The organism is Brevundimonas sp. LjRoot202 (assembly GCF_964253355.1).
Taxonomy (GTDB): domain Bacteria; phylum Pseudomonadota; class Alphaproteobacteria; order Caulobacterales; family Caulobacteraceae; genus Brevundimonas.
This window is the reverse complement of record NZ_CAXUQW020000003.1, coordinates 175481-187803: the sequence shown is the minus strand read 5'-3', so window position 1 is coordinate 187803 and position 12323 is coordinate 175481. Positions and strand designations below refer to the sequence as shown.

Genomic DNA, 12323 nt, shown 5'->3' with positions numbered 1-12323 from the left:
AGGACGCCCGCGAACAGCAGGGTCGGAGCGGCTGGCGATGTTGGCCCGGAGGCCGGCAGGGAAGGCGACGGGAGTCCCGCGGGGTCGATCCGGCAGGCGTCGCTGGGAGAGAGGGACCGTCCGGAAGGCGAAAGCCCGTGCCAGGATCGGTTCGGAACCAGCGAAACCACGCCGGGCCGGCTAGGTCAAGCGTCAGCGCTCAGCCCAGGGTCCATTCCGTGGTCACCGACAGCACGGCGACGACGGCGATGAGGAACGGAATCTCGTTGGTCATCCGCCAGAACCGGCCGGAGCGGACCGAGGTCCCGGCCTGAATGCGCCTGAACTCCCCGGACAGGAAGCCGTGCCAACCGCTCAGCGCCACCACCGCCAGCAGCTTGGTCGCCATCCACGGCCGGGCGACGAAGCCCCAGCCCTCGCCGAAGCCGTAGACGTGGATCAGGATCATCCACACGCCGAACACCCAGGTCGCGGCCATCGAGGGATTGATGATGATCTTGAGCAGACGGCGCTGCCAGATCCGCAGCAGGCCCTGCATCTCCGATTTCAGCGGCTCGGCCTTGCCAGACTGCTCCGCGTCGTAGGCGTAGAGCCGGGGCAGGAACAGCATGCCGGCCATCCAGGCGACCACCGCCAGGATGTGCAGGCCGCGCACGACGTTGAACACCTCGAAGCTCATGCCGCCCGGTTCTCCCTCTGGCAGGGGCAGGCCTTCCAGTCCCCCCGGCAACCCGGACCGTACGGCGCCACGCCGGTGCGCGACAGGGCGTGGAGCGCGGCCCCGGCCAGCGCGTCCACAAAGGCCGGTGCGATTCCGACAGCGGGAACCCGCAGATAGGGCGCGACGCCCAGCCGCCGGGCCAGTTCGCCGTATTCGATGTCCAGCTCCACCAGGGTCTCGACGTGTTCGGAAACGAAGGCGATCGGGACCACCACCACGCCGACACCGTCCGCCGCGGCCTGTTCCAGCGCCTCAGGCGTCGAGGGGCCGAGCCATTTCAGCGGCCCGACCCGGCTCTGGTAGCAGATAGCGTGGTCGACGGGCCGGCCGTCGGACGCCAGCTTCGCCACCACCGCCGCGACCGTGCTCTCGACCTGCTCCTGATAGGGATCGCCCTTGCGGCGGATCAGGCCCTCGGGAATGCCGTGGGCCGAGAACAGCACCCGCACCGGCCGATCTCCGGCCTTGTCCAGCTGGTCCCCGATCGCCGCCGCCTGGACGTCCACCCAGCCATGGGCCTCGGGCCAGCAGCAAACCGTGCGGCTCTCGCCGGTCCCGGCGTAGACCGCACTCCAGAGTTTCAGCGAGGACTCCGTCGTGGTGGTGGAAAACTGCGGATAAAGCGGCAGCAGCACGATGTCGTCCGGGCCGAAGGCGGCCACATCGACGGCGGTTTCCTCGGTCAGCGGCGACCAGTAGCGCATGGCGATGAAGACCCGCACCTCGTCGTCCGGCAATCGCGGCGCCAGGGCCGCCTCCAGGGCCGCGGCCTGTTTCCGGGTTTCGGGCAGAAGCGGCGAGCCGCCGCCCATCAGGGCGTAGTTGGCCTGGGCCGTCTTCTCGCGCCGGCCGGCGATGCGACGGGCCAGGGGCGTGCGCACGATCCCGGGCAGGCCGATGATGGCCCGGTCGTTGAACAGGTTGAACAGGAACGGCTTCACCGAAGCCTGGTCGTCCGGCCCGCCGAGATTGAACAGGACCACGGCGATGCGGCGGCCGCTGAACGGGGTCATTGCGCCCCGATCCGCTTCAGCACCTGCCCGACGTGGGCGATCGGCACGTCGGGGAGGATGCCGTGGCCGAGATTGAAGATCCACGGTCCCTGCCCCCAGGCCTCGAGCAGCTGGTCGACGCGCCGGTCGAGCAGCGGCCCGCCGGCCCGCAGCAGAAGCGGATCGAGCGCGCCCTGGATCGGCTTGATCGCCTGCACCCGGCGGCCGATCCCCAGCGGGCAGGCGGTGTCGAGCGCCACGGCCTGCACGTCGCATTCGGCGGCGTAGCGTTCCGCCAGCGCCGCCGAGCCGCGTGGGAAACCGATCAGCGGAACCGTCACGCCCAGGTCCCGGACCCGTTTCACCAGCGCCTGATGCGGCCGGAGCACGAGGCTTTCGAACAGGTCTTCGGGCAGACCCTCGGCCCAGCTTTCGAAGATCTTCAGCACCTGCGCCCCGGCGTCGGCCTGCATCTTCAGATAATGCGCCGTGGCCTCGACCAGCACCTCCAGCAGGGCCGCGACCTTGTCGGGCTCCGCATAGGCGTAGGTCCGCGCCATGGCCCGCTCGCCCTTGCCGATGGTGCGGGCCTCGCCGTCCAGCATGTAGGTCGCCACGGTCCACGGCGCGCCGGCGAACCCGATCAGGGCCCGCTCCGGCTCCAGCCCGCCCCGCACGATCGACAGGGTCTGGCCGACCTGCTGCAGCGCCTCGCCCGCCCCGGAGGCCAGCGCCCGCATCGACTCCACCGGCGGCAGGGCCCCCAGCCGCGGTCCTTCCCCCGCCTCGAACCAGACCTCCTGGCCCAGGGCCCGGGGGATGAGAAGGATGTCGGCGAAGACGATGGCCGCGTCGAAGCCGAACCGCCGCATCGGCTGCAGCGTGGCCTCAGCGGCCTTTTCCGGATCGAGGCAGAAAGAGATGAAGTCCGGCGTCGTCGCCCGGAGCGCGCGGTACTCGGGCAGATACCGTCCGGCCTGGCGCATGAACCACACCGGCGGACGCGACGTCGTCTCGCCAGCGAGAACCTTGAGCAGCAGCGGGGTGTCGGAAACGGTCATCGGATGTTGGGCTTACCGGGGGCCCGGGTCCCGCTCAACCCCGGGCCGATGTCGCACCCCCCAATCCTTCAATGAAAGAGATTCGAGAAGGATGGTGGAAGGAAGCGGGGGCGGGGATGCCGGGGATAAGACCGGCCGATCAGCGCGACGGCGAAGGGTTTTCCGCAGGCTGTCCGCGCGTCATCCCCCGGCGTTCACCGGGCTGGTGAAAGCGGGGACAGTTGCTTCCGGGGCCCTGACCGCCGGGACTTCGCGTCGTGAGGCGGTCACCCGCGGGCGGGCGCCGTTAAGGTCTCGTTAAGACTATCCACACCCGACCCGTGGAGCCGTGCCGGAGCGCGGGATGACTCGGTCCGGGCGGGCGGCGCCGTCCACCTTCATCCCGGCTCGCCGCATCCGGCCGCCCCGGCTATAGAGATCGGCGCACCGGTCGGGACGATCGGCGCCCGGCCCCGTCCACAGGAGTCTCGCCGCCATGGACAGCTTCCAAGAGCCCATCCCCATGAGCTCCGCCCGATGAATGCGGCCCGACCCGCCGGCGTCTCCCGCCTGGCGACCTATTTCCACGTCCATCTGGTCTCGGACTCGACCGGCGAGACCCTGAACGCCATGGCCAAGGCCGTGGTGGCGCGTTTCGACGGCGTCATTCCGATCGAGCACATCTACGCCCTGGTCCGGTCGGCCAAGCAGATGGACCGGGTGCTGGAAGAAATCGCGGCCTCGCCCGGCGTGGTCCTGCACACCCTCGTCGACCGGAGCCTGCGCGAGCAGCTGGAGGAAGGCTGCCGCCGGCTGGACATGCCGCAGATCGCGGCGCTGGATCCGCTGGTGGGCGCCCTGTCGCGCTATCTCGGCGCGGCCCTGTCGACCCGGGTGGGGGCCCAGCACGCGCTCGACACCGACTATTTCAACCGCATCGCGGCGCTGGACTACGCCATGGCCCACGACGACGGCCAGGGCACGACGGAACAGCTGGAGAGCGCCGACGTGGTGCTGTGCGGGGTCAGCCGCACCTCGAAGACGCCGACCTGCATCTATCTGGCCCACCGCGGCATCCGCGCCGCCAACGTGCCGCTGGTGCCCGGCCAGGAGGACGGCGAGCGGCTGGTCGGGTTGAAGAACCCGCTGATCATCGGCCTGACCGTGTCGCCCGACCGGCTGGTGCAGATCCGGCGAAACCGCCTGGACGGGCTGAATGCGAGCCGGGCCTCGTCCTACACCGACCACGAGGCGGTGCGCGAGGAGACGGTCAAGGCGCGCCGGGCCTTCGAACGCCGGGGCTGGCCGGTCATCGACGTCACCCGGCGCTCGGTCGAGGAGACGGCGGCGGCGATCATCAACGTGCTCAACGAACGGCGCACGCACCGCGTGGGAACCAGCTGGTGAGCGGCGAGCGGCTGATCCTCGCCTCGAAAAGCGCCGCCCGCCGGGCCATGCTCGAGGGGGCCGGCGTGCCCTTCTCCGTCCATGTCGCCGAGGTGGACGAGGACGTGGTCAAGGCGGCGCACGATCCTGCCGACGCGGCCGGACTCGCCCTTGAACTGGCGCGGGTCAAGGCGCTGGCCGTGTCGCGCCACGATCCCGAGGCCTGGGTGCTGGGCGCCGACCAGACCCTCGCCTTCGCCGGCGGACTGGTGTCCAAGGCCCCTTCGATGACGGCGGCCCGGGCCCAACTCGCGGCGATGCGAGGCCGGAGCCACCAGCTGCATTCGGCTGCGGCGCTGGCGCGGAACGGTCAGGTGGTCTGGTCCGACGTCGACACCGTGACCCTGCGGGTTCGCGATTTCTCCGACGTCTTTCTCGACGCCTATCTGACGGCCGAGGGCGAGGCCCTGTTGGCCTCGGTCGGCTCCTACCGCCTCGAGGGAATGGGCGCGCAGCTGTTCGAGGCGGTCGACGGCGACTACTTCACCGTGCTCGGCATGCCGCTGTGGCCGGTGCTGGCCGAACTGCGCCGGGCCGGAGTGCTGGCGACATGACCTTGATCGCCGGCGTTGTCGGGTGGCCGATCGCCCATTCGCTCAGTCCGTTGATCCACAACGCCTGGATCACGGCGGCGGGACTGGACGCCCGCTACGAGGCGTTCGAGGCCGGGGACGAGCCGGCGTTCCGTCGGCTGGTCGAGGAGGGCCGGGGCGGCCGGCTGGTCGGCCTGAACGTGACCGCGCCGTGGAAGCAGCTGGCGCTGGAGCTGGCGGATACGGCCAGCCTGACGGCCCGCCGGTGCGGCTCGGCGAACCTCATCGGCTTTGCGGAGGGGCGGGTGGTCGCGACCTCGACCGACGGCCTGGGTCTGATGGCGGCCCTGGTCGAGCAGGCTCCGGGCTTCGATGCGAGGGGGGCGGAGGTGGTGGTGCTCGGCGCCGGGGGCGCAGCGCGCGCGGCCGTGGCGGCGCTGGTCCGTGACGGGGCGAGGGTCGGGGTGATGAACCGGACGCGGGAGCGGGCGGAGCGTCTGGCGGAGGACCTCGACGCGGAGGTGGCGGAGGAGACGGCGCTGGAGCGGGCCGCGCTGGTGGTCAACGCCCTGAGCGTTCCGCCCCGGATAGACGCCGGGTCCCTGAGGTCCGATGCGGTGCTGATGGACATGACCTATCGACCGCTGGAGACCCCCTTCCTGGCCGCCGGCCGGGCGCGGGGCCTGACAACGGTGGATGGCCTGGCCATGCTGATCGGTCAGGCGCGGCCCTCGTTCAAGACGCTGTTCGACCAGGCTCCGCCCGATATCGACGTCCGGGCGCTGGCGCTTCAGGCCCTGGGAGAGGCGTCATGATCGTGCTCGGACTGACCGGCTCCATCGGCATGGGAAAGACCACCACGACCGGGATGTTCGCCGATGAGGGCGCCCTGGTGTGGAACGCCGACGAGGCCGTGCACCGGCTCTACGCCAAGGGCGGGGCGGCGGTCGGGCCGGTGGGCGAGGCCTTTCCGGGCGTGGTCGTCGACGGGGCCGTCGACCGCGTCCGGCTGGCCGGGGCGCTGGGCCAGGACGAGGCGGCGTTCCGGCGGCTGGAGGCCATCGTGCATCCGCTGGTGTTGAAGGGGCGGCTGGAGGATCTCGAGGCGGCGGAGCGGCGCGGCGTGAAGCTGGCGGTGTTGGACATCCCCCTGCTGTTCGAGACCGGCGGCGACGCGGCCGTGGATGCTGTGGTGGTGGTCACGGCCGATCCGGAGGTGCAGGCCGAGCGCGTACTGGCGCGGCCCGGCATGACGCGGGAGCGGTTCGAAGCCATCCTGGCGCGGCAGACGCCCGATGCGGAGAAGCGGCGGCGGGCGGACTTCATCGTCGACACCGGCCGGGGGCTGGAGGCGGCGCGGGCGCGGGTGCGCGAAATCGTGGGGACGGTTCTGGCGCCGGGGTGGAGTTCTCCGCGGCGCGGTCTTCCGGAAACCGGCGAACGGATTCAATAAGGCGCATGGCCCGCGAAATCGTTCTCGACACCGAAACCACCGGCTTCGATCCGAAGACCGGCGACCGGCTGATCGAGGTCGGCTGCATCGAGATCGAGGACCTGCTGCCGACCGGGCGGACGTACCACACCCTGGTCCACCCTGAGCGGCTGATCCCGCCCGACGCCATCCGGGTGCACGGCATCACCGACGAGAAGGTGCGCGGCGCGCCGAAGTTTCGCGAGGTGGTGCACGAGCTGATGGCCTTCATCGGCGACGCGCCGGTGATCGCCCACAACGCCGCCTTCGACCGCGCCTTCATCGACCACGAGTGCGGCCTGTGCAGTCATCCGCTGCTCGAGGAGGCGCGCTGGATCGACACGCTGAAGCTGGCCCAGAGCCGGTTTCCGGGCATGGCCAACTCGCTCGACGCCCTGTGCAAGCGGTTCAAGATCAGCCTGGTCGAGCGCACCCTGCACGGGGCGCTGATCGACGCCCGCCTGCTGGCCGAGGTCTATCTGGAGCTCAAGGGCGGCAAGGAGCGACGGCTGGACCTGTCGTCCGCCCGGACCACGGCCGCCAACGTCGCGGCGGCGGCGATCGGCGGATACGGCCCCCGCCCCCGACCGCTGGCGCCTCGCTCGACCGAAGCCGAGCAGGCGGCGCATCGCGCCTTCCTTCAGGCCAACCTGAAGGACCGGTCGCTGTGGGCCGGCTATGGGCTGGAGATCGAGACGGCCTGAGGGCCGTCAGGCCGCCGTCAGACCTTGGCCGCTTCCGGGCCGCGCGCGATCTGCTGCTGGCGCGACATGTAGATGGCCGCGAAGTCGATCGGGTCGAGCATGAAGGGCGGGTAGAAGCCGCCGTCCGAGGTGGCGCGGGCGATGATCTCGCGGGCGAACGGGAACAGGTAGCGCGGGCACTCGATCAGCAGCATCGGCTCGATCTCCTGCTCGGCGACGCCGTGCAGGGCGAACAGGCCGCCGTAGAGCAGCTCGACGTTGAACACCGTCATGGCGTCGGTCGTGGCCTTGACGGTCAGGCGCAGCTCGACCTCGAACAGGCCGTCCTTGCGGCCCTGGGCATTCATCTCGACCCCGAGGTCGATGGCCGGCTTGCCGTCGATGCGCAGCGAGTCCGGGGCCTTGGGGTTCTCGAACGAGAGATCGCGGACGTACTGGGCGAGGATGCGGAAACCCGGGCCGGCGGGAGCGCCGGCGCCGTTCTCGGCGGGCGCGGGGGTGTTGGCGTCGGCGGGCGGGGCGGCGTCGGTCATGGCGGGTCGGTCTTGTCCGGAAATGGCGTGAGGGGCGCGGCTTCCCGGCCCGAAGGCGCCGCGACTACCATGCGGCGCCACTTGCGGCAACGACGCTCGCCGAAGCGGGGTGGCCGTGACGGTGGAAGGCGATCGGCCGCGGACGCAGGGGGCGCCGTTCGCCTTGCGCGTCCCCATATGAGCCCCTAATCGTCGTTTCGCCGCGTCCGGCGTTGTTCGGACGCCAGTCAGGGATTGCCAGTGCCGCCGGTCCAGATCCAGATCGTCTTCTTCGCGGTGATCGCCGCCTTCGTCCTGTTCCAGCTCTACAATGTGCTGGGCAAGAAGGTCGGCCGCCAGCCCGAGGAGGACGCCCGCGCCCAGCCGCCCGCTCCCGCCGGCCCCCAGGACCCCAACGCGCCCCGCGCGACCGTGCTGGACGCGGTGACCCTGACCTCTATCGCCGGGCTGAAGGCGCGCGACCCCAATTTCGACCCGGTCCGCTTCCTCGAGGGCGCGCGCCAGGCGCACGAGACCATCGTCCGCGCCTACGCCGCCGGCGACCGCGAGACGCTCAAGCCGCTGCTGACCCCGCGGGTCATGGAGTCGTTCGAGGGCGGCATCGCCGCGCGCGAGGCCCGGGGCGAAACCGAGGAGGCCGAGTTCCTGCATCCCGCCCGGGCCGATCTGGAACTGGCCACCGCCGAGGAAAACCGCGCCATCGCCAAGGTCCGCTTCCTCGCCGAACTGCGCAACCGGGTGAAGCCGGCCGAGCCGGGGGCCGAGGAACAGGTCGAGGAACGCCGCGTGGCCGAGGTCTGGACCTTCGAGCGCATTCTCGGGGCCAGCGATCCGAACTGGCTTCTGGCCCGCACCGAACCCGCCGCCGCATGAGCCGCGGCGGCCGCTGGGCGACGCCCCGGACGGCCGCGGGCGCCGTCGTCCTTGTCCTGACGCTGGCGCTGGCCGCCTGCGCCAGCCCGCCGCCGCTCCCCTCCACGCCCGCGCCCGTCCCCACGACGCCGGTCCGCCCGGCCCCGTTGCCGGCCGCGCCCGTCGGGGTGAGCCCGACCATCCTGCCGGGCTGGGACGACGAGGATCATCTGGCCGCCTTCAACGCCTGGGCCGACGGCTGCCGCGTGGCCCGCGACCCGGCCGCCCGGGCCCAGTGCGACCGGGCCCTGCAGATCCGCCGGACCTCGCGGCCGGTGACGCCCTCGCTGGCCCGCGCCTTCTTCGAGAGCGGCTTCTCGGTGGTGGAGGCCGAGACGGCCGACGGCGGTCCCGGCCTGCTGACCGCCTATTTCGCGCCCGAGTACGCCGCGCGCCGGAGCCCGGACGGCGAGTTCGACATGCCGGTGCTCGCACCGCCCGCCGGCTGGACGCGCGGTCAGGTCCTGCCCGAGCGCGCCGCGATCGAGGCGGCTCCGCCGACAACCCCGTTGGCCTGGATGCGGGCCGAGGATCTGTTCTTCATGCAGATCCAGGGGTCGGGCTATCTGACCTTCGCCGACGGCTCGAAGGCCCGCGCCGCCTACGCCGCCGACAACGGCCGGCCGTTCACCGGCATCGCCCGCCCGATGGCCGAGCAGGGACTGCTGCCGCCGAACGGGACCTCCGGCGAGGCCATCCGTGGCTGGCTGGCGGCGCACCGGGGGCCGGAGGCGCGGGCGGTGATGGCGCTGAACGCCCGCTACATCTTCTTCAGCCTCGATCCCGACGACGGCGGCGACCCGAACGGGGCCGCGGGACTCCCCCTGCCCGCTCGCCGCGCCATCGCGGTGGACCCGACCCACTGGCGCTATGGCGACCTCGTCTGGATCAGCGCCGACGGGGGCAACCTGGCCGGGGCGCGGGGCAGCTACCGCGGCCTGGTCGTGGCGCTGGACACCGGCTCGGCGATCAAGGGCCCGGTGCGGGCCGACCTCTACATGGGTCGCGGCGCGGCGGCCGGCGAGGAGGCCGGGGCGGTGCGGCATCCGCTCAGGATGTGGCGGCTGGTTCCGAGGGGCTGAAGCCCCGGGGCCGCGCCGGATGTATTTTCGGCGTCACGTCTTCCTTCTCTCCCAAGGGAGAAGGGACGTGGGAGGCTCAGCGCCGTCGCAATCCGCCCAGCAGCCCTCGCAGCAGCTCGCGGGTGATCGTCGAGCCCGCGGTGCGCAGCACCGACTTGGTCGCCGCCTCGATCGGCGTCTCGCGGCTGGAACGGCGGCGCGCCGGGGCGCGGGCGCGGGCCTGTTCCTTGGCCCGGGCGGCGGCGGCCTTTTCGGCCTCCTTCGCGGCGGCGGCGTCGGTCTTGGCGCGGGCTTCGGCGAGTTTGTCGGCGGCGGCGGCCTGGTCGGCCTCGCCGCGGCGGGCGAGCAGGATCTCTTCGGCCGACTCGCGGTCGACGGCCGTGTCGTAGAGGCCGCGCACCGGGCTGGCGGCCATGATCTGGGCCCGCTCGGCGTCGGTGGCGGGACCGAGGCGGCTATCCGGCGGGCGGATCATGGTGCGGGCCACGACATTGGGGGCGCCCTTGGCGTCGAGGGTCGAGACCAGCGCCTCGCCCACGCCGAGGGCCTGGATGGCCTCGGCGGTGTCGAAGGCCGGATTGGCGCGGAAGCTCTCCGAGGCCGCCTTCAGGCCGCGCTGTTCCGACGGGGTGTAGGCGCGCAGGGCGTGCTGGATGCGGTTGCCCAGCTGGGCCAGGACGCTGTCGGGGATGTCGGCCGGGTTCTGGGTGACGAAATAGACCCCGACCCCCTTGGAGCGGATCAGGCGCACCACCTGCTCGACCTTCTCGCGCAGGGCGTCCGGCGCGTCGGTGAACAGCAGGTGGGCCTCGTCGAAGAAGAAGACGAGGCGCGGTTTGTCGGGGTCGCCGACCTCGGGCAGCTGTTCGAACAGCTCCGACAGCAGCCACAGCAGGAAGGCGGCGTAGAGGCGTGGGCTGTTCATCAGCTTCGTCGCGTCCAGCACATTGACCTGGCCGCGGCCATCGAGGCCGGTGCGCATCATGTCCTCAAGCTTCAGCGCCGGTTCGCCGAAGAAGGCCTTGCCGCCCTGTTGTTCGAGCTGGAGGATCGAGCGCTGGATGGCGGCGATCGAGGCCGGGGCCACATGGCCGACCTCGCGGCCGATGCGTTCGGCGTTCTCGCCGACGTGGACCAGCATGCTGCGCAGGTCGTCGAGGTCGAGCAGTAGCAGGCCTTCCTTGTCGGCGACGTGGAAGACCACCGACAGCACCCCTTCCTGCACCTCGTTGAGGTTCAACATCCGGCCGAGCAGCAGCGGGCCGATCTCGCTGACGGTGGTGCGGATCGGGTGGCCCTTCTCGCCGTAGAGGTCCCAGAACACCACCGGGGCCGCCTTCGACTGCAGCGTCAGTCCCATGCTCTCGGCCCGCGCGGTCAGTTTTTCGTTCGGCGAGCCCGACACGCAGATGCCCGACAGGTCGCCCTTCACGTCGGCGCAGAACACCGGCACGCCGGCGTCGGAGAAGCCCTGGGCCATGATCTGCAGGGTCACGGTCTTGCCCGTGCCGGTCGCGCCGGCGACGACGCCGTGGCGATTGGCGCGGTGGAACAGCAGGACCTCGGGCCGGGCGCCGCTGTCGGTGGAGGACTGGCCGAGGAACAGACCGGGAGAGGCGTCGGGCATGGGAACTCCTGCACAAGCTTGGCGCTCATGCTCTACCGGCCGGCGCGGCGGTTCAAGGCCGATTGACGGCGATCACCGGGACCTTGACCATATGCCCATGAAACCGCCGATCAGCCTGCCGACCTCATCCGTGGCCCGCAACGCGCTGGTGGCGATCGCCGTGGTCGCCGCGGGGGCGGCGGTCTACTGGCTGAGGGACATCCTGACGCCGCTGGCCATGGCCATCTTCCTGCTGATTATGATCGACGGGGTGAAGCGGTTCATCGAGGCGCGGACCCGCATCCCGCAGCGGTTCGCGGGCGCGGCGGCGCTGATCCTGATCGTGCTGCTGTTCTTCGCCTCGATCGCGGTGATCGTGAACGGGGCGGCGGGCTTCTTCGACGAGGCGACGGGGGTGACCTCGCGCATCGGGCCCCGGATCGACCAGATCCTGGTCGACGGCGGGCGCATCCTGGGGATCGAGACGGTGCCGACGGCGGCCGAGCTGATGACCCAGCTGGATATCCGCAGCTATCTGGCCGACGCGGCGCTGCAGGCCCAGGGCGTGCTGACCGGGGCCTTCTTCGTGATGATCTACCTGGCCTTCCTGCTGGCCTCGCAGTCTGGCTTCCGGCGCAAGATCGTCGGCATGTTCCCGGACCGCACGGCCCGGGGCGAGGCGCTGGAGGTGTTCCAGCGGGTGCGCGGCGGGGTCGAGGGCTATCTGTGGGTCCAGACCGTCACCGGGGCGATGATCTGCGCGGCGGCCTGGCTGCTGATGCGGGCGGTGGGGCTGCAGAACGCGGAGTTCTGGACCTTCGTCATCTTCATCGTCGGCTTCATTCCGGTGCTCGGCGGCGCGGTCGCCGGCCTCGCCCCGCCGCTGTTCGCCCTGGTCCAGTTCGAGACCTACTGGCAGGCCGCGGTGCTGCTGATCGGGCTGCAGACCATCCTGTTCATCAGCGGCAACCTGATCCAGCCGCGCATGCAGGGCGACAACCAGAACATCGACCCGGTGGTGGTGCTGCTGGCGCTGGCCTTCTGGGGCAAGATCTGGGGCGTGGTCGGCATGTTCCTGTCGACGCCGCTGGCCGTCATGGCCATGGCCATACTGGCCGAGTTCAAGGGCTCGCGCTGGATGGCCATCCTGCTGTCCGGCGACGGCGAGCCCTACGCGGACGAGGAGGGCGAGGCCAAGCCCGTCCGACGCCGCGTCAACCCGCCGCAGGCCAAGGCCGACTGAGGGGTTTCCCCGCCCTTGATTGGCCACAACCGGCTCCTAT

The 12323-nt window shown here is 71.2% G+C and carries 13 protein-coding genes; 8 read left to right on the top strand and 5 right to left on the bottom strand.

The genetic code is table 11. The features are described 5' to 3' along the window. Nucleotides 1-199: 199 nt before the first annotated feature. The 3 genes from ACSQ1L_RS08815 to hemE are packed head-to-tail and all read right to left on the bottom strand — an operon-like array spanning nt 200 to nt 2774. Entirely contained in the window at nt 200-679 is a 480-nt protein-coding gene (locus ACSQ1L_RS08815; RefSeq protein WP_435994036.1) for a CopD family protein, read from the bottom strand. After that, nucleotides 676-1734 carry a ferrochelatase gene (gene hemH, locus ACSQ1L_RS08810; protein WP_435994034.1) on the bottom strand — a complete coding sequence of 353 codons (1059 nt, stop codon included), beginning with the start codon at nt 1732-1734 and terminating at the stop codon, nt 676-678. Before hemH ends, ACSQ1L_RS08815 begins: the two co-directional genes overlap by 4 nt. Beyond that, entirely contained in the window at nt 1731-2774 is a 1044-nt protein-coding gene (gene hemE / locus ACSQ1L_RS08805) for a uroporphyrinogen decarboxylase (protein ID WP_435994032.1), read from the bottom strand. The genes hemH and hemE overlap by 4 nt, the downstream gene beginning before the upstream one ends. 516 nt (nt 2775-3290) lie before the next feature. Here hemE and ACSQ1L_RS08800 point away from each other — a divergent pair. The 5 genes from ACSQ1L_RS08800 to dnaQ are packed head-to-tail and all read left to right on the top strand — an operon-like array spanning nt 3291 to nt 6907. Continuing rightward, nucleotides 3291-4160 carry a pyruvate, water dikinase regulatory protein gene (locus tag ACSQ1L_RS08800; protein ID WP_435994030.1) on the top strand — a complete coding sequence of 290 codons (870 nt, stop codon included), beginning with the start codon at nt 3291-3293 and terminating at the stop codon, nt 4158-4160. Continuing rightward, the gene (locus ACSQ1L_RS08795) at nt 4157-4753 is read left to right on the top strand and encodes a Maf family protein (protein WP_435994028.1); all 597 of its coding nucleotides are present in this window, start codon (nt 4157-4159) and stop codon (nt 4751-4753) included. The genes ACSQ1L_RS08800 and ACSQ1L_RS08795 overlap by 4 nt, the downstream gene beginning before the upstream one ends. After that, nucleotides 4750-5547, top strand: coding sequence for a shikimate dehydrogenase family protein (locus ACSQ1L_RS08790; protein WP_435994026.1), 798 nt, complete (start codon nt 4750-4752; stop codon nt 5545-5547). Before ACSQ1L_RS08795 ends, ACSQ1L_RS08790 begins: the two co-directional genes overlap by 4 nt. Beyond that, a complete protein-coding gene (gene coaE, locus ACSQ1L_RS08785) occupies nt 5544-6185 on the top strand; it encodes a dephospho-CoA kinase (RefSeq protein WP_435994024.1) in 642 nt (213 codons plus the stop codon). Before ACSQ1L_RS08790 ends, coaE begins: the two co-directional genes overlap by 4 nt. Nucleotides 6186-6190: 5 nt before the next feature. Beyond that, a complete protein-coding gene (gene dnaQ, locus ACSQ1L_RS08780; RefSeq protein ID WP_435994022.1) occupies nt 6191-6907 on the top strand; it encodes a DNA polymerase III subunit epsilon in 717 nt (238 codons plus the stop codon). Nucleotides 6908-6924: 17 nt separating this feature from the next. On the opposite strand, the gene secB is transcribed toward dnaQ, so the two are convergent. Further along, complete coding sequence (gene secB / locus ACSQ1L_RS08775; protein WP_435994020.1) at nt 6925-7440, bottom strand: protein-export chaperone SecB; 516 nt, start codon at nt 7438-7440, stop codon at nt 6925-6927. Nucleotides 7441-7674: 234 nt separating this feature from the next. On the opposite strand from secB, the gene timA reads away from it, so the two are divergent. After that, entirely contained in the window at nt 7675-8313 is a 639-nt protein-coding gene (gene timA / locus ACSQ1L_RS08770) for a TIM44-related membrane protein TimA (RefSeq protein ID WP_435994018.1), read from the top strand. Beyond that, nucleotides 8310-9434, top strand: a complete 1125-nt coding sequence (locus tag ACSQ1L_RS08765) for an MltA domain-containing protein (RefSeq protein WP_435994016.1) — start codon at nt 8310-8312, stop codon at nt 9432-9434. Before timA ends, ACSQ1L_RS08765 begins: the two co-directional genes overlap by 4 nt. Before the next feature lie 76 nt (nt 9435-9510). Here the strand turns inward: ACSQ1L_RS08765 and ACSQ1L_RS08760 are convergent, their stop codons facing one another. Then, entirely contained in the window at nt 9511-11061 is a 1551-nt protein-coding gene (locus ACSQ1L_RS08760) for a helicase HerA-like domain-containing protein (protein WP_435994014.1), read from the bottom strand. A gap of 97 nt (nt 11062-11158) precedes the next feature. Here ACSQ1L_RS08760 and ACSQ1L_RS08755 point away from each other — a divergent pair, with 97 nt between their 5' ends. Then, a complete protein-coding gene (locus ACSQ1L_RS08755) occupies nt 11159-12283 on the top strand; it encodes an AI-2E family transporter (RefSeq protein ID WP_435994012.1) in 1125 nt (374 codons plus the stop codon). Nucleotides 12284-12323: the final 40 nt, after the last annotated feature.

Bases quoted from the DNA above. Each gene is read 5' to 3' on its own strand.
- ACSQ1L_RS08815 (WP_435994036.1), bottom strand. From the start codon at position 679: ATGAGCTTCGAGGTGTTCAACGTCGTGCGCGGCCTGCACATCCTGGCG.
- hemH (WP_435994034.1), bottom strand. From the start codon at position 1,734: ATGACCCCGTTCAGCGGCCGCCGCATCGCCGTGGTCCTGTTCAATCTC.
- hemE (WP_435994032.1), bottom strand. From the start codon at position 2,774: ATGACCGTTTCCGACACCCCGCTGCTGCTCAAGGTTCTCGCTGGCGAG.
- ACSQ1L_RS08800 (WP_435994030.1), top strand. From the start codon at position 3,291: ATGAATGCGGCCCGACCCGCCGGCGTCTCCCGCCTGGCGACCTATTTC.
- ACSQ1L_RS08790 (WP_435994026.1), top strand. From the start codon at position 4,750: ATGACCTTGATCGCCGGCGTTGTCGGGTGGCCGATCGCCCATTCGCTC.
- coaE (WP_435994024.1), top strand. From the start codon at position 5,544: ATGATCGTGCTCGGACTGACCGGCTCCATCGGCATGGGAAAGACCACC.
- dnaQ (WP_435994022.1), top strand. From the start codon at position 6,191: ATGGCCCGCGAAATCGTTCTCGACACCGAAACCACCGGCTTCGATCCG.
- secB (WP_435994020.1), bottom strand. From the start codon at position 7,440: ATGACCGACGCCGCCCCGCCCGCCGACGCCAACACCCCCGCGCCCGCC.
- ACSQ1L_RS08765 (WP_435994016.1), top strand. From the start codon at position 8,310: ATGAGCCGCGGCGGCCGCTGGGCGACGCCCCGGACGGCCGCGGGCGCC.
- ACSQ1L_RS08760 (WP_435994014.1), bottom strand. From the start codon at position 11,061: ATGCCCGACGCCTCTCCCGGTCTGTTCCTCGGCCAGTCCTCCACCGAC.
- ACSQ1L_RS08755 (WP_435994012.1), top strand. From the start codon at position 11,159: ATGAAACCGCCGATCAGCCTGCCGACCTCATCCGTGGCCCGCAACGCG.